The organism is Proteus alimentorum, from assembly GCF_002607735.1.
GTDB lineage: Bacteria > Pseudomonadota > Gammaproteobacteria > Enterobacterales > Enterobacteriaceae > Proteus > Proteus alimentorum.
The window spans coordinates 592,383-613,653 of the sequence record NZ_NBVR01000031.1; the positions used below are offsets into that span (position 1 = coordinate 592,383).

The window sequence follows — 21,271 nt, forward strand, 5'->3', positions numbered from 1 at the left end:
GCGGTATTTTTTATGCTGAATTTTATGGCAATAAAGACAAAAAAGGATACCTGATGGCATCCTTTTTTTTCTTAACATTTTGTTTTAATGGCACAAATTACTGTGTCATTTTACTTAACATAGGTGCAGTGATCAGCATTAGAATTGCGATAACACCTGTTACAATACCGATTTGTAAGAATACACTGCTGTAAATTTCTAATGAAGCGTGAGCACTTTGTACATCTTCTGGTACTGCCATTAAACTCGCAACTTTACCTGCAATAATTGCAGCAGCTGCCGAAGTTAAGAACCAAGCGCCCATAATAAAGCCCATTAAACGCTGTGGTACAAGTTGAGCAACCATTGCAAGACCGAGTCCTGAAATCATTAACTCACCAATACTTTGGAAACCATAACTTGCGACTAACCACCATGAAGACACAATACCTGCTTCATTTGCCATGCTTGCACCCAGTGGTAGCACTAAAAATGCGGTCGCACTTAAAAACATCCCCACAGTGAACTTATATGGCATTGGCAGTTTATCACCCATAAAGTTATATACAGCCGCTAATAGTGGGCTTGCTAACATGATCCAGAATGGATTAAGTGACTGGAATTGCTCAGGTTGAACACTGAAACCTAAAATAGAATGCTCAACGTTATGGATTGCGAAGAAGTTTAAAGATGTTGGCATTTGATCGTAAAGAACGAAAAAGACCACCGCTTCAACCATCAGTAAGAATGCCACAATCATCTTGCGACGTGCCACACCTTTCATCATAAAGGTTTCACGCGCAAAAATCAGGATGATCCCTAATGAGATGACAGCTAAAGACCAACTAGCCACTTCATTATTATGTAACAGCCAAGTCGATACTGCGGTTAAAGCAACGATACCCACCAGCGTTAATAATAATTTTGAATAATTAAGCGGTTCAAAATCAGGTCTAGAACCTTTATCTTTGATCCAACCACGGCAAACCATAAAGTTTGCTAAGGTGATCAGCATACCCACAACGCTTAATGCAAACGCAACATCCCAGCCATAATTAGCCGCTAACCATGGTGTTGCCAACATAGATAAAAATGAACCTACGTTGATAGACATATAGTACATCGTAAATGCACCGTCTAATTGCGGATCGTCTTTCTCATAGCAAGTTGCTAATAATGATGATGGGTTAGCTTTAAATAAACCATTACCTACTGCAATCGTTGCAAGTCCCCAATAAATCACATCTTTATCGTGATCAGAGAATGCCACCATCGCATAACCAATTGCCAGTACGATTGCCCCAAGAATAATAACCCTTTTAGTACCAAGGACTTTATCCCCAAGCCATCCACCGATAGCAACAAAGCCATAAACTAATGCGGTAAATGCAGCAAAAACAGTGATAGCTTCTGCTTCACCCATGCCCAGCATTTTAACCAAGTAAACGGCCATGATCCCTTGCAGACCGTAATAGCCGAAACGTTCCCATAATTCGATTGAGAAGATGAGATAAAACGCACGAGGCTGTTTAAATGCATTCAGGCTCGGTTTTTGTCCATCGTCAGGTGTGTTTGCAGTTGACACTAAAAACCTCTAATTATTTTATTACGCCTTTATACTTAGGCTAATTTTTACAAAAATTTCGTTATTCAAGACAGAGTTAAAGCTCGGTGAATTTCATACTGGATTGTTATTCTTTGAAAAGAGTTCAACGCAGAGAAAAACAAGGATGGCATTCTATCACTGGAAAGCATAATTATCTAAGAATTATAACTAACTATTGCGTTTTATCATAGTTACAGCCATTTGTACAAAATAGTTATGCGATTAAAAAAACATCAAACAAAATAACTCACTGATAATCAATAAATTATTTTACACTTAATTATCTCTATATAAACAATTAAGCTACGCTACTGCTTATCGCTAATTTGCTGAATTATCACTTATTGAATAACAACGATAAAATAATGCCAGTAGCAATTTGTTTTAATTGATTAAAATAACGCCAATAAAACACATTCCTTGACTTAATTTCCATATTTCCTCCATTTTTAACTGTGAAGAAACAGGTAGAATGTCAGCATTCCAGATTTTCATTTCAGTATTTCTGATTAGCTAGTTGCCAGTGAGATCACAAAAGTAATGAATAAAAATAAAAATGCTAAAAAAAGAGTTTCTCTCATTATCGCTTTAATCGTCGTAATCGCAGGGGGTTACGCCTATTGGCAATTTAATGCAGCAAAAACAACGTTGCCTGAAAATAAAGAGGCTCAAGCAACAAACTCACAAAATCGAGGTACATCAGGATCTCGTCGCCCTCCTTTACCGCCTGTTCAAGTTGCAACATCAACACAAGAAGATGTTCCTCAATTTTTATCTGCTTTAGGCACGGTAAAAGCCACTAACAGTGTAACCGTCACTAGCCGTGTTGAAGGCCAATTAATGGCGTTACATTTCACGGAAGGACAACACGTTCAAAAAGGCGATTTATTAGCTGAAATTGACTCTCGCCCATTTGAGGTTCAATTAGCCCAAGCCAAAGGACAACTTGCAAAAGATCAGGCGACATTAGCTAATGCACGTCTTGATTTAGCACGTTATCAGAAATTAGCGAAAACTAATTTAGTCTCACAACAAGAGCTCGATAATCAGCAAGCGTTAGTCAAACAATCTGAAGCCAGCATTCGTATTGATGAAGCCACTATCAGTAATGCACAACTACAACTCACTTATAGCAAAATCACGGCACCTATTTCCGGTCAAGTGGGTTTAAAACAAGTTGATGTTGGGAATTATATCTCTGGGGGGTCATCTACGCCTATTGTCGTTATCAATCAAATGGATCCTGTTGATGTGCTTTTTACCTTGCCAGAACAAGATCTCGCGAATGTTATTCAAGCACGTAAAAATAATGCAGATTTACCCGTCATCGCATTAGATAGAAATAATCAATTTGAATTAGCTAAAGGAAAATTATTTAGTGTTGATAACCAAATTGATGCAACAACGGGCACCATTAAATTAAAAGCACGCTTCCCTCAGCAAGAGACCACATTATTTCCTAACCAATTTGTCAATGTCCGTCTTTATGTCACCACATTAGAAAAAGCCGTTGTTATTCCTAATGCTGCTCTGCAAATGGGTAATGAAGGTCATTTTGTTTGGGTGGTGGATAGCGAAAATAAAGTGAGTAAATTACGTGTTGAAGTGGCATTACAAAATGCAGAGAAGGTCGTCATAGCGTCTGGTTTATCGACAGATCAGCGCGTTGTCACTGATGGTGTGGATAGATTAACACCGGGTGCAAAAGTCGATATCGTGACACCAACGGCGCCAAAGACGAAAGAAAATAACCGTGTTGTTGCGGAGAAAGCGTAATGACCGAAAAAACACACGGTACCGGTGGGGGACCCTCTCGCTTATTTATTCTGCGCCCTGTTGCAACCACCCTTTTTATGGTCGCCATACTCTTAGCCGGAATTGTCGGCTATCGTATGCTACCCGTCTCTGCGTTACCTGAAGTTGATTATCCCACTATTCAGGTCGTTACTCTCTATCCCGGAGCGAGCCCTGATGTCATGACATCAGCGGTTACCGCGCCTTTAGAGCGCCAATTTGGGCAGATGTCTGGATTAAAACAGATGTCGTCACAAAGCTCGGGAGGGGCATCGGTGATCACACTGATGTTCCAATTAACATTACCCTTAGATGTTGCAGAGCAAGAGGTACAGGCTGCGATAAATGCGGCTACGAATCTGTTACCCTCCGATTTACCTTATCCGCCGATTTACAGCAAAGTCAATCCGGCTGATCCACCTATTTTAACCTTAGCGGTTACTAGCTCCGCATTACCGATGACACAATTGCAAGATATGGTTGAAACCCGTATTTCGCAAAAAATTTCACAAGTTAATGGCGTCGGTTTAGTCGCTTTAGCGGGTGGTCAGCGCCCTGCGGTTAGAGTCAAACTCAATGCGCAAGCCGCAGCATCTTACGGTTTAGATAGCGAAAAAATTCGTGTAGCCATCAATAATGCGAACGTTAACTCAGCGAAAGGGAGTCTTGATGGGCCAACCCGTTCTGTGACGTTATCTGCTAATGATCAGATGAAATCATTAGAAGATTACCGTCAGTTAATCGTTACTTATAAAAATGGCGCGCCTATTCGTCTATCTGATATCGCGACCATTGAACAAGCACCTGAAAACAACCAATTAGGTGCATGGGCGAATAATGAGCAAGCGATTATTATTAATGTTCAACGACAACCTGGCGTTAACGTCATTGATACCACTGATAATATTCGTAATTTATTGCCTGATTTAGTCTCTAATTTACCAAAATCCGTTAATGTTGAGATCTTAACAGACAGAACCACAACCATTCGCGCTTCAGTTAAAGATGTGCAATTTGAGCTTGGTTTAGCTATCGCCCTTGTGGTGATGGTCATTTATCTCTTTTTACGTAATGGTGTCGCAACCTTAATCCCAAGTATTGCCGTACCGCTTTCATTAGTGGGTACGTTTGCCGTGATGTATTTTTGTGGATTTTCTGTCAACAACCTGACCTTAATGGCATTAACCATTGCCACGGGCTTTGTTGTCGATGACGCCATTGTTGTGATTGAAAATATCTCCCGTTACCTTGAACGTGGTGATAAACCGTTAACAGCCGCCTTAAAAGGGGCTGGTGAAATTGGTTTTACCATTATTTCGCTTACCTTCTCTCTTATTGCCGTACTGATCCCTCTGTTATTTATGGGGGATATTGTTGGCCGCTTATTTAGAGAGTTTGCAATCACCCTTGCTGTCGCCATTCTAATCTCTGCGGTGGTTTCGCTCACATTAACGCCAATGATGTGTGCTCGATTGCTAAAGCCTGAAAATGAAATCAAACACAACCGTTTTGAAATGGCGTGCGAGCGTTTCTTTGAAAGAATGATTGCCGTGTATGCAGTTTGGCTCAAACGTGTTTTAAACCATCAATGGATAACCCTTGGCGTAGCACTTAGTACATTGGTGCTCACTGTATTGCTATATATGTTTATTCCTAAAGGCTTCTTCCCATTACAAGATAACGGGCTATTGCAAGGAACCATTGAAACCTCACAATCTATTTCTTATCAAGCAATGGTAGAAAAACAGCAGCAAGTCGTTGATAAATTAATTGATGATCCGGCTATTGATAATATTGCTAGTTTTGTCGGTATTGATGGAAGCAACGCAACACTCAATACGGGACGATTACAAATCACGTTAAAACCCCTCGATCAGCGTGATGATAGGATAGATGTGATTATTCCTCGTTTACAAGAACGTATCGCTTCTATTTCAGGCATGACGCTCTATCTGCAACCAACTCAAGATTTAACGATTGATACGCAAGTTTCTCGTACTCAGTATCAATTTACGCTACAAGCAACATCATTGGATGAATTGGCTTATTGGGTGCCTAAGCTCTCTCAAGCACTAAAAGACAGTCCTGAATTAATGGATATCAGCAGTGATTGGCAAGATGGCGGCATGATGGCGTATATCAAAGTGGATAGAGACTCAGCAAGCCGTTTAGGTATTTCAATGAGTGAAATTGATAACGCACTTTATAATGCGTTTGGTCAGCGTTTAATTTCAACTATCTACACTCAAGCTAATCAGTATCGCGTGGTATTAGAACAAGATATTCGTAATGGAGATGGATTGCAGGCACTTTCAGCCGTGCATTTAACAGGTAACGATGGTGCGATGGTGCCTTTATTATCGATTGCATCCGTAGAGCAACGCTTAGCGCCACTTTCTATTAATCATCAAGAGCAATTCCCTTCAGCAACATTCTCATTTAATGTCGCTGAACAATCCTCTCTTGAAGACGCGGTGAAAGCAGTGAAATTGGCTGAAGAGCAAATTTCTATGCCAAGAGATATTACCACGCAATTCCAAGGGGCGACCTTGGCATTTGAAAGTGCGCTTTCAAGTACTTTGTGGCTGATTATCGCGGCAATTGTCGCAATGTATATTGTATTAGGTGTGTTATATGAGAGTTTTATTCACCCTATTACGATTTTATCGACACTACCAACAGCAGGTGTCGGCGCATTATTGGCTTTAATAGCCGCAGGCAATGAACTTGATATTATTGCGATTATTGGGATCATCTTGCTTATCGGGATCGTAAAGAAAAATGCGATCATGATGATAGACTTCGCCCTTGCCGCTGAACGAGAACAAGGTTTAACACCTTACGAAGCTATTTATCAAGCGTGTTTATTACGTTTCCGCCCAATCTTAATGACCACAATGGCGGCGCTATTAGGTGCTTTGCCTTTAATGTTAAGTACCGGTGTAGGGGCAGAATTACGTCAGCCATTAGGGGTTTGTATGGTTGGGGGCTTAATTATGAGCCAAATCTTAACCCTATTTACAACACCAGTGATTTATCTGTTATTTGATAAATTATCGCTCTATATCAACCGTAATAAACACGTTGAGAATAATAACGGGGCTGTATCATGAAGTGCTTTGCCCTCTTTATTCAACGACCCGTAGCAACTACCTTGCTCAGTTTAGCGATTTCACTTTGCGGTGTATTAGGCTTTATGTTACTTCCTGTGGCACCTTTGCCACAGGTGGATTATCCCGTTATTAATATCTCTGCCTCATTACCGGGGGCATCACCTGAAACAATGGCATCCTCTGTTGCTACACCGCTTGAGCGCTCTTTAGGGCGAATTGCGGGTATTGATGAAATGACATCAAGCAGTTCGCTTGGAAGTACCAACATTACGCTGGTGTTCGATTTAAACAAAGATATCAATACAGCCGCTCGAGATGTACAAGCAGCGTTAAATGCTTCACAAAGCTTATTACCATCAGGTATGCCAAGCCGCCCACGTTATTATAAATCGAATCCTTCAGATGCACCGATTATGATCTTAACGCTCACCTCTGATACCCAAAATACAGGGGAGCTTTACGATCTCGCGTCAACAAGATTGGCACAAAAAATCTCGCAGATTGAAGGGGTCAGTGAAGTTTCTGTTGGTGGTGGCTCCTTGCCAGCGATACGTGTCGCCCTCAATCCCGATGCGTTATTTAACCAAAATGTCAGTCTCGATGATGTCAGAAAAGCGATTAATCAAGCAAATGTGCGCCGACCTCAAGGCTTTGTAAATAATGATGAGGGCCGTTGGCAAATCCAAACTAACGATGAACTCAGTAAAGCGTCTGAATATCGCCCTGTGATTGTGCATTACAATCAAGATGCTGTTGTACGTTTAAGCGATGTAGCACAAGTTACTGACTCAGTACAAAATTCACGAGCCGCAGGAATGAGTGGTGGAGAGCCTGCTATTTTGCTGGTTATTCGTCGTGAAGCGGGTGCCAATATCATTGAAACCGTCAATCGTATTCGTGATGAACTTCCTGAATTGCGTGAGCTTATTCCTGCCAGTGTTGATTTAAAAGTAGCACAAGATAGAACACCCACTATTCGCGCATCATTAGCGGAAGTTGAACGCGCGTTAGCCATTGCTGTGGCGTTAGTGATTTTAGTTGTGTTTTTATTTTTACGCTCAGGTCGTGCCACGCTGATCCCTGCTGTTGCTGTACCCGTTTCATTAATTGGTACTTTTTCAGCGATGTACCTCTGTGGTTTCAGTTTAAATAACCTTTCATTAATGGCATTAACTGTGGCTACGGGCTTTGTGGTTGATGATGCCATTGTGGTGCTTGAAAATATTTCTCGCCATATTGAGAATGGTTTAAAACCCAAAGATGCCGCCTTGAAAGGGGTTGGTGAAGTGGGTTTTACTGTTCTTTCGATGAGTATTTCTCTTGTTGCCGTTTTTATTCCATTACTGTTAATGGATGGTCTGGTCGGGCGATTATTTAAAGAATTTGCCATCACCTTAACAACCGCTATTGCTATCTCGTTATTTGTTTCTCTAACGCTAACACCCATGATGTGTGCGCATTTACTAAAAGGAATGAAACCTAAAGCACAATCGCATTTACGCGGTTTTGGTAAGTTACTTTTTCGCGCCCAGCAAGGTTACAGCGTCACATTGCAAGCCGCATTGCGCCATCGACGCTGGGTTATGGCTATTTTTCTCGCCACTTTGGGCTTAAATGCTTATTTATATATCAGTGCGCCAAAAACGTTTTTCCCCGACCAAGATACGGGCCGTTTAATGGGGTTTGTGCGTGCTGATCAAAGTATTTCATTCCAATCGATGAAAGAAAAAATGACCCGTTTTATGCAAGAAATTAATGCTGATAAAGACGTTGATAGCGTAACAGGTTTTACTGGCGGAGGACGTATTAACAGTGGATTTATGTTTATCTCCCTCAATCCGCTGTCAGAACGTACCGACAGTGCAAATCAAGTGATTAATCGCCTTCGGACAAAATTAGCCAATGAACCCGGTGCCAACCTCTTTTTAATGCCAGTGCAAGACGTTAGAGCGGGTGGACGCCAAGCGAATGCCAGTTATCAATTTACCTTATTAGCTGATGATTTAAGCGAGTTGCGGAAATGGGAACCTATTGTCCGTAAAGCTTTAGGTCAACTGCCTCAGCTTGTAGACGTTAACTCTGATAAAGAAGATAAAGGCGCCGAAATGGCACTGACTTACGATCGCGATACCATGTCACAATTAGGTATTAATGTCAGTGATGCCAATAATCTGCTAAACAATGCTTTTGGTCAGCGTCAGATCTCCACCATTTATGCGCCGTTAAATCAGTATAAAGTGGTCATGGAAGTCTCGGAGCAATATACTCAAGATGTTTCTGCGTTAGATAAAATGTATGTCGTCAATAATCAAGGTGAACGTATCCCATTATCCGCATTTGCAAGTTGGTATCCCGCTAATGCACCATTAAGTGTTAATCACCAAGGATTATCTGCCTCTTCAACCATTGCCTTTAATATCCCCGAAGGCTATACATTAGCTGATGCCATTAATGCTATTGAGCGTACAATGACGGAGTTGGGTGTTCCTAACACCGTAAGAGGCACCTTTGCAGGTACCGCACAGATCTTCCAAGAAACCATTAAGTCACAGCTCATTCTTATTTTAGCAGCCATTGTGACGGTTTATTTGGTCTTAGGGGTATTGTATGAGAGTTATATTCATCCGCTGACTATCTTATCTACCCTTCCTTCTGCGGGTGTAGGTGCCCTATTAGCATTACAGCTTTTTAATACACCTTTTAGTCTGATTGCGCTTATTGGCATTATGTTGCTGATTGGTATTGTGAAGAAAAACGCCATTATTATGGTGGATTTTGCAATTACAGCACAGCGTGAAGGCAAGTTGTCAGCTAAAGAGGCGATTATTCAAGCCAGCCTGTTGCGTTTTCGTCCTATTATTATGACAACCCTCGCCGCTTTATTTGGCGCGTTACCATTGATGCTAGGTAGCGGAGATGGTGCTGAATTAAGACAACCCTTAGGAATAACAATTGTAGGGGGTTTATTGATGAGCCAACTACTGACTCTTTATACAACCCCTGTTATTTATCTATTTTTTGATGGATTACGTGAACGTTGGCAACAACGACGTATCAGCAAAAAAGAGGCAAATGCATGAAATTGAGAAGCAAGCTGTTTTTAGTCGTTTTCGCTACGTGTATGGTGGTTGTTCTCGCCATGCATATCGGTATTCGAGGTAGCTTCCAGCAAGGATTCATTGGTTATATCAAGAAAAACAGTGAACAGCGTGCAACTCTTTTAGCAGAAGCCTTAACTGAACAATATGCGTTAACGGGAGATTGGCGTTTCCTCAATAAAGATGATCGTTCTCTTTATCAAATATTACGAAGTATTGACCAAATAAGCCAAAGTGGTGAAGGCCCTGCACCAAGAGGCTGGCGTACTCAGTTTTGGATCGTTGATAAAGATATGAAGCGGTTATTTGGTCATGATAATCAATTTCCTGAAGAGATATTCAAAAAGCCCATTACCTCTCATGATGAAATTGTGGGTTGGGTGATTGTCAGTGCTGCAGATAAAATCAGCAGTGAAGCGGATATTAATTTTGATAAACAACAATTACGCACCAGTTGGATAATTGCCGGTTTAGCCGTTCTTTTTGCTTTACTCATCACACTTATTCTTTCTCGCAATATGATACGCCCAGTAAAGCGGCTGGTTGAGGCGACACATAAATTAGCGGCCGGTGATTTTTCTGTTCGTGTGACACCTGCAAGTAAGGATGAGATCAGTCAACTCGCGACTGACTTTAACCAACTTGCCAGCACACTAGAAAAAAATGAGCAAATTCGCCGTGATTATATGGCAGATATCTCACATGAATTGCGAACCCCTCTCGCCATTTTAAAAGGTGAGCTTGAAGCGTTACAAGATGGTGTCAGAAATCCCACAACAGAAACGCTCAACTCCCTTTTATTCGAAGTCACAAACCTGACAAAATTGGTTAATGATCTCCACCAGCTTTCATTATCAGATAGAGGCTCTTTAACTTATCGTAAAGATTTTATTGATATTAATGAGGTGATTTTGTTGGCAGTGGCTTCTTATCGTCACACATATCAAACTAAAGATATTGCTTTACTCACCGAATTAGATGATTTATCGCCACTGATTGTGCAAGCCGATCCTGATAGGTTGATCCAGCTTTTTCATAATCTGCTCGAGAATAGCGTACGCTATACTTATTCAGGTGGTCAATTGCATATCAGCACCCAAAAAGAGCAAAATCATGTTGTTATTTCATTAGAAGATAGTGCGCCGGGACTAGATAGCGCTCAATACAAAGTTGTTTTCCAACGCTTTTATCGTGCAGAAAACTCACGAAATCGTGCAAGTGGCGGGTCTGGTTTAGGCCTTGCGATTTGCGAAAATATTGTCGAAGCTCATAATGGTAAGATAAGTGCGATGCCCTCCTCTTTAGGTGGCATGAAAATCCTTATAGAATTACCTGCATATTCTGATGACCTTTAAGTCTAATCACTATTGAGCCAATAAATGACAGTATCTGAATCACCCTATTCAATCCTGATTGTTGAGGATGAACCTAAACTTGCCCAATTGCTTATTGATTACCTTCAAGCATCAGGGTATCAGACTCATTGGTTAGCAGATGGTGCTGAAGTGAGCCATTGGGTAAAACAACAACACTACGATTTAATACTATTAGATCTGATGTTACCCGTTAAAGACGGCATTACGATCTGTAAAGAGTTACGTCAGTTTTCAGATATTCCAATCATTATGGTGACCGCTAAAACAGAAGAAGTTGATCGATTACTTGGGCTTGAGATTGGCGCTGATGACTATATTTGCAAGCCCTATAGTCCAAGAGAAGTGGTCGCCAGAGTCAAAACCTTATTGCGTCGTTTTTATCGACCACAAGATATTGTTCAAAATGATAAATTAGTCGTCATTGATGAGCAGGCTTATCAAATCCAATACAACAATAAAATTCTCGATTTAACCACTGCAGAATTTCGTTTATTAAAAGCCTTAGCCACTCAGCCCGGCAAAATATTAACCCGTGATCAGCTTATGGATCACCTTTATGATGACGACCGCATTGTGACGGATAGAACCATCGATAGTCATATTAAAAACTTACGACGCAAACTTGAGCAACTTAACGATCAAATTGAATTTATTCGCTCGATTTATGGCCAAGGCTATCGCTGGGAAACCCAAGCTTACCGTTTTCGATGATATTTTTTCAGGAATACATTGAACCTCGCTACACTTAAGCGCTAGAATCCACCCCTTTATGATATACCCCTACCCAATGTGTGGGGGACTGACTTGAAATCAGAACCAGGAAATTAACCATGTTTACACCCGAATTGCTCTCTCCTGCTGGCTCATTAAAAAATATGCGCTATGCATTTGCTTATGGCGCAGACGCCGTTTATGCAGGTCAGCCACGTTATAGCTTACGTGTGCGTAATAATGAGTTTAACCACGAAAACCTCGCTAAAGGTATTCAAGAAGCCCACGAATTAGGTAAACGCTTCTATGTTGTGGTTAATATCGCACCTCATAATGCTAAATTAAAAACCTTTATCCGTGACTTAAAACCCGTCATTGATATGGGCCCTGATGCGCTGATTATGTCTGATCCGGGTTTGATCATGATGGTACGCGAAGCCTTCCCTGAAATGGATATCCACCTTTCAGTACAAGCCAATGCCGTTAACTGGGCAACCGTAAAATTCTGGCGTCAAATGGGATTAACTCGCGTGATCCTTTCTCGTGAGCTTTCTATTGATGAAATTGCTGAAATTCGTAAGCAAGTTCCTGATATGGAATTAGAAGTGTTCGTTCACGGTGCATTATGTATGGCTTACTCAGGCCGTTGCCTGTTATCGGGCTATATCAATAAACGTGACCCGAACCAAGGTACATGTACTAACGCTTGCCGTTGGGAATATAAAGTCGAAGAAGGCAAAGAAGACGATGTCGGTAATATCGTTGAAAAATACACGCCAATTCCTGTTAAAAACGTTGAGCCTACTTTAGGTGTTGGCGCGCCAACAGATAAAGTCTACTTAATTGAAGAAGCAAAACGTCCTGGTGAATATATGACTGCGTTCGAAGATGAACACGGTACTTATATCATGAACTCTAAAGACTTGCGTGCGATTGAACACGTTGAGCAATTAACTCAAATGGGTGTGCATTCGCTGAAAATTGAAGGTCGTACTAAATCCTTCTATTACTGTGCCCGTACTGCACAAATGTATCGTCGTGCAATTGATGATGCTGTTGCAGGTAAACCATTCGATCCAACATTGCTAACGACATTAGAAGGCTTAGCACATCGCGGTTATACCGAAGGTTTCTTACGTCGTCATACCCATGATGCGTACCAAACGTATGAATATGGTTATTCTGTCTCTGACACTCAACAATTTGTCGGTGAATTTACAGGTAAACGCGTAAACGGTTTAGCTGAAGTTGATGTTAAAAATAAATTTGTTTTAGGTGATAGCCTAGAATTAATGACACCAACTGGAAATATTCAATTTACGCTAGAAACGCTGTTTAACAAAAAACTGCAGCCAACGGATGTTGCCCCTGGTAATGGTCACATGGTTTATTTGTCTGTTCCTGAAGATGTTGATTTAGATTTCGCACTGCTTATTCGCAACCTACAAGGTACAACAACGCGTCAACCACATAAGATTGATGCGGTAGAAGTGAAGTAAAGCGTCATAATCTGATTTAAAGTGGTCAATTTCAAATACAGATCACATCAATAATGATTTGTTTACCGTATCATCAGTTCCGAAAAATAAAGAACTAGAATGAATACAGTAAGACTAGGAACCACCTCCTTGGCAAATCCAATCTCCCTTGGATTTGCCTTTTCTTTTTGCCCCTTCTTATCAACTCCCTTTGTATAAAGCACACGCCCTTTTTCGTTATCATTTGTAAAAAAAAATAGTAATTTTCTCGATATCCGTTACCTTTAAAAGAGTGATTCAATTAAAGGAACTCATCAATGAGTAAAATTAGTTTGCTAATCATTAATGGAAAAAACGCGAACAATAGCGCATTGAGAAAAGCGGTGTACCAATTACGTGATGAAGGTTTTGATCTCCAAGTAAGAGTGACTTGGGAGTCCTGTGATGTACGCCGTTTTGTACAAGAAGCTATTGATATAAATGCTGAAACGGTGATTGCCGCGGGAGGTGACGGCACGATTAATAGTGTTGCTTCTGAACTTATTCATTTATCACTTTCATCACCGCCAATCCTTGGGATTATTCCATTAGGCACAGCAAATGATTTTGCCACCAGCGCACAAATTCCTCGTGATATGGAAAATGCACTTAATTTAGCGGTTAAAGGCCGTGCAGTCCCTATTGATATTATCGCTGTCAATAAGACTCACTATTTTATCAATATGGCAACAGGCGGCTTTGGCACAAAAATCACAACAGAAACCCCAGAAGCGTTAAAATCCGCATTAGGTGGAGCCGCCTATTTTATTAATGGTCTTTTAAATATTGATGCTTTAAAAGCAGATCACTGCACAATTGAAGCAGAGAATTTCCACTGGGAAGGTGAGTCTCTTATTTTAGCTATCGGCAATGGTCGTCAAGCGGGTGGAGGACAAAAACTGTGTTCAGAAGCCTTAATTAATGACAATAAGCTCAATCTCACCCTCGTTGAAGCCAACGAACTTCTCCCCTCGATTCTAAGCAGCATGTTTGATAGCAAGAAGAATGACAAGATAATCGAGCGAGAAAGCCGCTGGATAAACATTAGTGCATCTCATGAAATGGTATTTAATTTAGATGGAGAACCCCTTTTAGGGAATAAATTTGAATTTATTGTGTTACCTGAAGCGATCCACTGCCGGTTACCGCCTCAATGTGACTTGTTATCTTAATGTAGATAAATGACAATCACTCTCATCTCATCATGAACTGGAGTATGTAATGACTGATATAGTAAGTTTGTTAGGTGCTGATGCAAAATCATTATTAGAACATCGTTGCCAAACCATCCCAAGCGAAAATCTCTACCTGCCAGGTTCTGACTTTGTTGATCGTGTCATGATTGATAACAATCGTCCTAATAGCGTGTTACGTTCAATGCAAACCCTGTTTAATCACGGACGTTTAGCGGGAACGGGTTATCTGTCTATTCTACCTGTTGACCAAGGTGTTGAGCACTCTGCCGCAGCCTCTTTTGCGGCAAACCCACTCTATTTTGATCCGAAAAATATTGTTGAGTTAGCGATTGAAGCGGGTTGTAACTGTATAGCCTCTACTTATGGTGTTCTTGCTTCTGTTTCTCGTCGCTATGCACACAAAATCCCCTTTCTTGTAAAATTAAACCACAATGAAACCCTAAGCTACCCAGCGCAATATGACCAAACACTGTATGCAAGTGTAGAACAAGCTTTCGAAATGGGTGCTGTTGCAGTGGGTGCGACCATTTACTTTGGTTCACAAGAAAGCCGTCGCCAAATTGAAGAGATTTCAATGGCCTTTGAGCGTGCTCATGAATTGGGTATGGTCACTGTATTATGGGCTTATTTACGTAACCCTTCCTTTAAGAAAGATGGCGTAGATTACCATGCAAGTGCAGATTTAACGGGGCAAGCAAACCATTTAGCCGCCACTATTGGTGCTGATATCGTTAAACAAAAAATGGCTGAAAATAACGGTGGCTTTAAAGCGATTGGTTTTGGTCATACTGATGAGCGTGTTTACACTAAACTCACTACTGAAAACCCAATTGATTTAGTTCGTTACCAATTAGCAAACTGCTATATGGGTCGTGCGGGATTAATTAACTCTGGCGGCGCTTCAGGTAATAATGACCTTGAAGATGCAGTTCGTACCGCCGTTATTAATAAACGTGCGGGTGGTATGGGCTTGATCTTAGGACGTAAAGCGTTCAAGAAATCAATGAAAGACGGCGTTGCTCTTATAAATGCAGTGCAAGATGTTTATCTAAATAAATCTGTCACTATTGCTTAACGGATAGGTTTAAATGTAGAAGCCACTCAATGAGTGGCTTTTTTTAAGATAAGTGTTGTTGTCAGCAACATTTTACCACCAGCGATGAAAATGATGTACAGGGCCGAAACCTCGCCCAACGTCTAAACTGTCAGCATGTTCTAACGCTTGCTGTAAATAGGCTTTTGCTTGTTCAACGCAAATTTGCCAGTGAGAAACTTGAGGACGAATAGCGGCTAAAGCGGCTGAAAGTGTGCATCCTGTACCATGGGTATTTTTCGTATTAACGCGTTTAGAAGTAAATCGCCACTCGCCATCTTGCGTAAATAACCAATCAGGACTTTCATCTTCAGTTAAATGTCCTCCTTTCATCAACACAGCTTTGCATCCTTGTTTTAGCAATGCATAACCTTGTTGCTTCATCGTTATTTCATCTTGAGCGACTTCACAACCTAGCAGTGCTGCCGCTTCGGGCAAATTAGGCGTGATCAAATCAACCAGAGGCAAAAGCTGAGTGACCATTTTATTAACCGCATCAGGCTGTAATAGAGGATCACCGCTTTTTGCAATCATAACCGTATCAAGCACAACAAAAGGAATAGCATATTGCTGAATTTTGTCACAAACCACATCAATAATTGAGGCATTAGAGAGCATACCTATTTTGGCGCTATCAATACGAACATCAGACAAGACAGCATCTAATTGAGCTGCCACAAAATCAGGGGATAAATCATAGACACTACGGACACCACAAGTATTTTGAGCAACAAGTGCTGTCATTACTGTTGTGCCATATACACCCAGTGCGGAAAATGTTTTCAGATCAGCCTGAATACCTGCACCACCACTAGGATCGGTGCCTGCGATAGACAATGCATTGAATCTCACTGATTAACTCCTCCTTTCACCAGTTACAGAAAAGTCGGGCTCTGTTAATCAGCAGAGTTACCTTGACTTCCCTACGCTGGCATTATCCAGATCAGGTTATACGGGTTCATCTCAGCCATAAGGCGCCCCGAGCCAAAGCCTGTAAATTCAGGCGATAAGGAGTATCGCATGCTCAAGATAAAGATGCTAGTTTGTTAACTGATCTCGATTTATTAACTTTCTATTGTTGAGATTTGTTATTCATTAAGATAAATCAGCGAAGGTTGTATATAATAAATACTAAGCCGATGGCTTCTATTGCATGACACATCAATTTAAGGAATATATTTCAGATATATTTAAATAAGAAGAATAAAATAAATTATTTTGTTCATTTTAACGACAATCGATATATTATCTGCTAGATGAGGTATTTATAATGCATTTCTGGACAATCACACAATGCGGAGGGGCTAAATGAAAAATGAACCATCGCAACAGAATAATGGACAATCAATGCCTTATCTTATTCCTGATGCAGACTTTAATGTAAAATTGAAAATTCACTCTAAAAATATTGATCATACAAAAGAATTCCTTGAAAAAGGCGTTGAAGACTTTGTATTACCAGAATATAGCATCCCCGATGGATATCGTTTTGTTAAGTCTTTAAAACGAAATCAATATCGTTTAATTTCAACTACCAATGCACCTGAAACAGTTTATCTTGTGGAACTTATTTTTCGCAAAGACATTATATTTAGTAAAACAACATGTACTCAAGTTAAAGTGTGGCGAACTGTTTCTGAAGAACATGATATTGCGACAAGATATCTCCCTAGATACTTCTTTAGTTATTTACTTAAAACATACAGCATTGTTGTTTCTGATGAAGAGCAAACAGGTGCTGGTAAGCGTTTTTGGGAAACAATGATTGATTGGGCTTTTACTGCTCACCTTAATGTTTATATTTCAGATGGAACAGAAGAAAACCGCCCTCTAACCGTTGTGAAAGATACTGATGATCTTTATGAAAACTGGGACGCTTTCTGCTGGGGTAAGGATCGTGATACTCATACTCACCGACTCCTTGTGATTAGCCAAGAAAAATTATCTCAATAAATGCTTTCTTCCCTTTGAAAGAGTGTGAACAACGATTCTTTAATTTGCACTCTTTCACCATAGGATTATCTGTATAAAAAACAGACCACACTCCCATTATCAGCGCTTAAACCTAAACGTTTTATAAACCAATCTCTGTTTTTTTCTTTTTTTGTTTAACTCTATTTATTGGTTAATCTATCATCCTGCTGGAAATAGATGCCTTTTCGTAATTAAAAGCTATTGATATTGAATCAATATTTCAGTTAAATCATAAAAATAGTGTTCTTGTTGATTTTTTCTTCTGAAAATAGGCAATCTTAAATGATATTTCTTTAATCTTATTTATCAGACATTTATTCGTAATCTAATAAAAGCTTAATATTTTATTAAAAACAATTCGTTATCATTAAGAGTAACTGCCTTAAATATCAAAAAAATACATTTATAAATACAATAACTTTATCTATTTTCTTTATAACCGATTCTAATCCCTTAAGATTTTATTTAAGAAGTAAAGTTTCAGATACCTCTTATCTTAAATACTTGTCGATTAAATAACACTATCAGTAATGTTTATTTGTCATCACCAGAATCACTGTTTATGCCGTACTCGGAGTTATATTATGTCATCACCCTATTTTCACCCTAGCGTATTAGCCACAACGATGTTTTCACTTGCGTTAACAACGTCAGCTTTCGCTTCTGAAAATAATACAAATCCCCATCAGATTATTACGACAGAAAACCAACAAGTCACCAGTACCTCATCTCAATCTAATAATGAAGAGAGCTACTGGGGAAAATTCAAACGTAATGTCAATCAAACTTGGGATAACGACCAATATAATTACTATTTACCGGTATGGACTTGGCATAACCGTTTTACCTACGATAAAGAAAAAACCGATCGCTATAACGAAACACCTTGGGGCTTTGGTATGGGTAAGTATCGTTATGACAATGATGGTGATTGGCACTCTCTTTATGCGATGGCATTTATGGACTCAAATAACCGTGTACAGCCTATTATGGGCTATGGTTTTGAGAAAATGTGGTATCCCGGTGATAAAGATGGGTTTCGTATGGGGGCAGGATTTACACTCAGTATTACAGCACGTCACGAATACAACTACATTCCAATGCCCTTGCCTTTACCTTTAGTTTCTGTCGGTTACGGACATCTTTCACTACAAGCGACCTATGTGCCAGGGACTTATAACAATGGTAACGTGTTATTTGCTTGGTTACGCTGGCAGTAAACCATTTCCCTATTTATTAATGGCGCTGAGTGTATACCAAACACTGGCTCACCTATTCAAAAAAAAAGCACATCCATTGATGTGCTTTTAATATAATTAACCGAAAATAACTTATTTAATTATTCTGACTGACTTGAGGATTTTCAGGCGCTTTCTTCATGCGAGAAATCTTAAATCCAACCCACAAGAACGCAATCCAGAATGGCATTAAAATCACTGAAATATTCACTTGTGGCATAAATAAAATAATCACTAAAATCATGCACAAGAAAGCAAGGCAAATATAGTTACCATACGGATACCAAAGTGCTTTAAAGAAAGGCTCCACACCCTCTTTCGTTTTTGCCGCTCTGAATTTTAAATTCGCTAAACAGATCATGATCCAGTTAAGTACTAACGTGGTTACCACCAACGCCATTAATAGCTCTAATGCCTGATCAGGTAATAAGTAGTTAACTAAAATTCCTAATGAAGTCGCAATCGCTGACAATAGTAATGACACTACCGGTACACCACGTTTATTAATGCGAGAAAGCGCATGTGGTGCATTACCTTGTTTTGCCAAGCCATAAAGCATACGACTATTAGAATAAACACCACTGTTATAAACAGACAGTGCAGCTGTTAATACCACCGCATTTAAAATATTTGCGATTAAGAAATTATCCAAATTATGGAAAATCAGAACGAATGGGCTTTCCCCTTTCACCACTTGAGTCCAAGGATAAAGTGAAAGTAACACCAACAACGAACCGATATAGAAAATTAAAATACGATAAACAACTTGGTTAGTCGCTTTTGGAATGCTGACTTTAGGATTTTCAGCTTCGGCGGCCGTGATCCCCACCAGCTCAAGTCCCCCAAAAGAGAACATTACAATCGCTAATGCCGACATAAAACCAGTAAAACCATGAGGGAAAAAACCCAACTCCCATAAATTGCTAACCGAAGCTTGAGGGCCACCATTACCACTTGCCAGTAAGTAGCTCCCAAATAAAATCATACCAACAATCGCCAACACTTTAATAATGGCAAACCAGAATTCTGTTTCACCATACATTTTAACGTTAATCAAATTGATTAAGTTGATTGCGACAAAGAAGATAGCAACGGAAACCCAAACAGGAATATCAGGTAACCAATAATTAATGTATTTACCTGCTGCGGTTAATTCTGCCATACCGACAAGAATAAACATCACCCAATAGTTCCAGCCAGATAAGAAGCCAGCAAATGGGCTCCAATATTTATTAGCAAAGTGACTAAACGAACCCGCAACTGGCTCTTCGGCAACCATTTCGCCTAATTGGCGCATGATCATAAACGCAATAAAACCACCAATAGCATATCCTAATATTACTGATGGGCCGGTCATATTAATAGTTTGCGCTATACCAAGAAACAGACCTGCGCCGACAGCACCACCCAGCGCAATTAGCTGGATATGTCGATTTTTCAGACCGCGCTTAAGTTCTGTCTGTTGCGACTCTCTCGCCATACATCCTCTTCTCTTTATTATTTTATCAACTTAACGTGTAAACTAATATTTACGATTTTGTTTATTTCAAGCCACCATTAAAACACTATTCTGACTTGAATAACAAATACATTTTATGCTAGGCGAAAAATAATAAGAAAAGCTATCTTTTAGTGATGTTTAGAGGGGAATAATGTGGTAAAACGACAAAGACCTTGTTGGAAATCCTCTCCTCGATCGCAAAAATTATCTAAAGCCACAAGATAGAGGCCAAAGGTAATGGCTAATGCAATAATTAAGCTAATAATTATTTTCTTTGCGTTCAATTTAAAATCCTTTAAATACATTTTGTTAGTATGACTTATCACATTATAAGCATTCGCTTAAATACGATAACAAGACAGGGAGTTGTTGTTATAAAATTCGCATTTAATTATCTCTATGAGTAAATTTAGCATAACTTTCATTATGAAAGGTAAACGCTTCCTCGACAGACTTCAGATAATTTGCATTATTTCGCTCTAAACTGTATGTAAAATGACCTTATATTATTTAAGTACACATTTTGCCAACGATTAGAGATAGCTATCCATTAATATGGATTTCTCTGTCTGCCATTTTTTGTATAAGATTAGGGAGTTAATTTTGATTTTTACCTTAACTTCATTGATAGAATGGAACTGTAATGCCACAAGATAATCATCTCGCATTGGTTTGCGCGCTAAGTAAATGGATTGAGGAGCATTTAGGCCGTGTTATCCATCTTGAAGAGTTGGCGGCTTATTCTGGGTATTCTCTTTGGCACATGCAGAAAATCTTTAAAGAAGTCACAGGCACCTCTTTAGGAAAGTATATCCGTCAGCGTAGATTGGCTGGCGCTATTCATTTATTACGTACCAGTGAGCGCTCTATCTTCGATATCGCCCTTGATTTTGGCTTTGGTTCACAATCTCACTTTACTTATATGTTCCGTAAAGAGTATGGCATCACGCCTTTCGACTTTCGGCAAAATCAAGAGATCGTCTTAGAAACCAAACAACCTTTACATTTACAATCACCTTGTTGTGATTAACCCTTCCATTTATGTGACATTATACAGATAGCCTTTAATGTCACA

Annotated in this window: 15 protein-coding genes and 1 riboswitch; of the genes, 11 read left to right on the forward strand and 4 right to left on the reverse strand. The window is 39.8% G+C overall.

The genetic code is table 11. The features are described 5' to 3' along the window. Positions 1 to 97 precede the first annotated feature (97 nt). Positions 98 to 1,564: a dipeptide/tripeptide permease DtpA gene (dtpA, locus tag B6258_RS13290; RefSeq protein WP_099075644.1), complete on the reverse strand. Its 1,467-nt coding sequence runs from the start codon at positions 1,562 to 1,564 to the stop codon at positions 98 to 100. A 561-nt stretch (positions 1,565 to 2,125) separates the two neighbouring features. Here dtpA and B6258_RS13295 point away from each other — a divergent pair. The 8 genes from B6258_RS13295 (at position 2,126) to fbaB (ending at position 15,465) form a co-directional block, all read left to right on the forward strand. Next, positions 2,126 to 3,361 carry an MdtA/MuxA family multidrug efflux RND transporter periplasmic adaptor subunit gene (locus tag B6258_RS13295; protein ID WP_099075645.1) on the forward strand — a complete coding sequence of 412 codons (1,236 nt, stop codon included), beginning with the start codon at positions 2,126 to 2,128 and terminating at the stop codon, positions 3,359 to 3,361. Further along, on the forward strand, positions 3,361 to 6,492 hold the full coding sequence (locus tag B6258_RS13300; protein ID WP_099075646.1) for an MdtB/MuxB family multidrug efflux RND transporter permease subunit: 3,132 nt from the start codon (positions 3,361 to 3,363) through the stop codon (positions 6,490 to 6,492). The genes B6258_RS13295 and B6258_RS13300 overlap by 1 nt, the downstream gene beginning before the upstream one ends. Next, positions 6,489 to 9,572: a multidrug efflux RND transporter permease subunit MdtC gene (gene mdtC, locus B6258_RS13305; protein WP_099075647.1), complete on the forward strand. Its 3,084-nt coding sequence runs from the start codon at positions 6,489 to 6,491 to the stop codon at positions 9,570 to 9,572. Before B6258_RS13300 ends, mdtC begins: the two co-directional genes overlap by 4 nt. Beyond that, on the forward strand, positions 9,569 to 10,945 hold the full coding sequence (gene baeS / locus B6258_RS13310; RefSeq protein WP_099075648.1) for an envelope stress sensor histidine kinase BaeS: 1,377 nt from the start codon (positions 9,569 to 9,571) through the stop codon (positions 10,943 to 10,945). Before mdtC ends, baeS begins: the two co-directional genes overlap by 4 nt. A gap of 24 nt (positions 10,946 to 10,969) precedes the next feature. Beyond that, entirely contained in the window at positions 10,970 to 11,677 is a 708-nt protein-coding gene (gene baeR, locus B6258_RS13315; RefSeq protein ID WP_099075649.1) for an envelope stress response regulator BaeR, read from the forward strand. A gap of 119 nt (positions 11,678 to 11,796) precedes the next feature. Continuing rightward, positions 11,797 to 13,176, forward strand: coding sequence for a prephenate-dependent tRNA uridine(34) hydroxylase TrhP (trhP, locus tag B6258_RS13320; RefSeq protein WP_099075650.1), 1,380 nt, complete (start codon positions 11,797 to 11,799; stop codon positions 13,174 to 13,176). A gap of 296 nt (positions 13,177 to 13,472) precedes the next feature. Then, the gene (yegS, locus tag B6258_RS13325; RefSeq protein ID WP_099075651.1) at positions 13,473 to 14,366 is read left to right on the forward strand and encodes a lipid kinase YegS; all 894 of its coding nucleotides are present in this window, start codon (positions 13,473 to 13,475) and stop codon (positions 14,364 to 14,366) included. 49 nt (positions 14,367 to 14,415) lie between these two features. Next, positions 14,416 to 15,465: a class I fructose-bisphosphate aldolase gene (gene fbaB, locus B6258_RS13330; RefSeq protein WP_099075652.1), complete on the forward strand. Its 1,050-nt coding sequence runs from the start codon at positions 14,416 to 14,418 to the stop codon at positions 15,463 to 15,465. 72 nt (positions 15,466 to 15,537) lie between these two features. On the opposite strand, the gene thiD is transcribed toward fbaB, so the two are convergent. Next, positions 15,538 to 16,335 carry a bifunctional hydroxymethylpyrimidine kinase/phosphomethylpyrimidine kinase gene (gene thiD / locus B6258_RS13335; RefSeq protein ID WP_099075653.1) on the reverse strand — a complete coding sequence of 266 codons (798 nt, stop codon included), beginning with the start codon at positions 16,333 to 16,335 and terminating at the stop codon, positions 15,538 to 15,540. A 51-nt stretch (positions 16,336 to 16,386) separates the two neighbouring features. Next, a riboswitch (TPP riboswitch) is annotated at positions 16,387 to 16,475 on the reverse strand. Positions 16,476 to 16,791: 316 nt separating this feature from the next. Here thiD and B6258_RS13340 point away from each other — a divergent pair. Beyond that, positions 16,792 to 17,436 carry a hypothetical protein gene (locus tag B6258_RS13340; RefSeq protein WP_099075654.1) on the forward strand — a complete coding sequence of 215 codons (645 nt, stop codon included), beginning with the start codon at positions 16,792 to 16,794 and terminating at the stop codon, positions 17,434 to 17,436. A 605-nt stretch (positions 17,437 to 18,041) separates the two neighbouring features. After that, positions 18,042 to 18,677, forward strand: coding sequence for a lipid IV(A) palmitoyltransferase PagP (gene pagP, locus B6258_RS13345; RefSeq protein WP_099075655.1), 636 nt, complete (start codon positions 18,042 to 18,044; stop codon positions 18,675 to 18,677). 115 nt (positions 18,678 to 18,792) lie between these two features. Here the strand turns inward: pagP and B6258_RS13350 are convergent, their stop codons facing one another. Both B6258_RS13350 and mgrB read right to left on the reverse strand, forming a co-directional pair. After that, complete coding sequence (locus B6258_RS13350; RefSeq protein WP_099075656.1) at positions 18,793 to 20,175, reverse strand: amino acid permease; 1,383 nt, start codon at positions 20,173 to 20,175, stop codon at positions 18,793 to 18,795. A 149-nt stretch (positions 20,176 to 20,324) separates the two neighbouring features. Then, entirely contained in the window at positions 20,325 to 20,480 is a 156-nt protein-coding gene (gene mgrB / locus B6258_RS18400) for a PhoP/PhoQ regulatory lipoprotein MgrB (protein WP_226892284.1), read from the reverse strand. A gap of 359 nt (positions 20,481 to 20,839) precedes the next feature. Here mgrB and B6258_RS13360 point away from each other — a divergent pair, with 359 nt between their 5' ends. Then, positions 20,840 to 21,226 (forward strand): helix-turn-helix domain-containing protein, encoded by a 387-nt coding sequence (locus tag B6258_RS13360; protein WP_006533085.1) that lies wholly within the window; start codon positions 20,840 to 20,842, stop codon positions 21,224 to 21,226. Positions 21,227 to 21,271: the final 45 nt, after the last annotated feature.

Excerpts from the sequence above, each read along its gene's own strand:
- yegS (WP_099075651.1), top strand. The coding sequence starts at position 13,473 with ATGAGTAAAATTAGTTTGCTAATCATTAATGGAAAAAACGCGAACAAT.
- pagP (WP_099075655.1), top strand. The coding sequence starts at position 18,042 with ATGTCATCACCCTATTTTCACCCTAGCGTATTAGCCACAACGATGTTT.
- baeS (WP_099075648.1), top strand. The coding sequence starts at position 9,569 with ATGAAATTGAGAAGCAAGCTGTTTTTAGTCGTTTTCGCTACGTGTATG.
- trhP (WP_099075650.1), top strand. The coding sequence starts at position 11,797 with ATGTTTACACCCGAATTGCTCTCTCCTGCTGGCTCATTAAAAAATATG.
- B6258_RS13360 (WP_006533085.1), top strand. The coding sequence starts at position 20,840 with ATGCCACAAGATAATCATCTCGCATTGGTTTGCGCGCTAAGTAAATGG.
- B6258_RS13350 (WP_099075656.1), bottom strand. The coding sequence starts at position 20,175 with ATGGCGAGAGAGTCGCAACAGACAGAACTTAAGCGCGGTCTGAAAAAT.
- baeR (WP_099075649.1), top strand. The coding sequence starts at position 10,970 with ATGACAGTATCTGAATCACCCTATTCAATCCTGATTGTTGAGGATGAA.
- B6258_RS13300 (WP_099075646.1), top strand. The coding sequence starts at position 3,361 with ATGACCGAAAAAACACACGGTACCGGTGGGGGACCCTCTCGCTTATTT.
- B6258_RS13340 (WP_099075654.1), top strand. The coding sequence starts at position 16,792 with ATGAAAAATGAACCATCGCAACAGAATAATGGACAATCAATGCCTTAT.
- B6258_RS13295 (WP_099075645.1), top strand. The coding sequence starts at position 2,126 with ATGAATAAAAATAAAAATGCTAAAAAAAGAGTTTCTCTCATTATCGCT.
- fbaB (WP_099075652.1), top strand. The coding sequence starts at position 14,416 with ATGACTGATATAGTAAGTTTGTTAGGTGCTGATGCAAAATCATTATTA.
- mdtC (WP_099075647.1), top strand. The coding sequence starts at position 6,489 with ATGAAGTGCTTTGCCCTCTTTATTCAACGACCCGTAGCAACTACCTTG.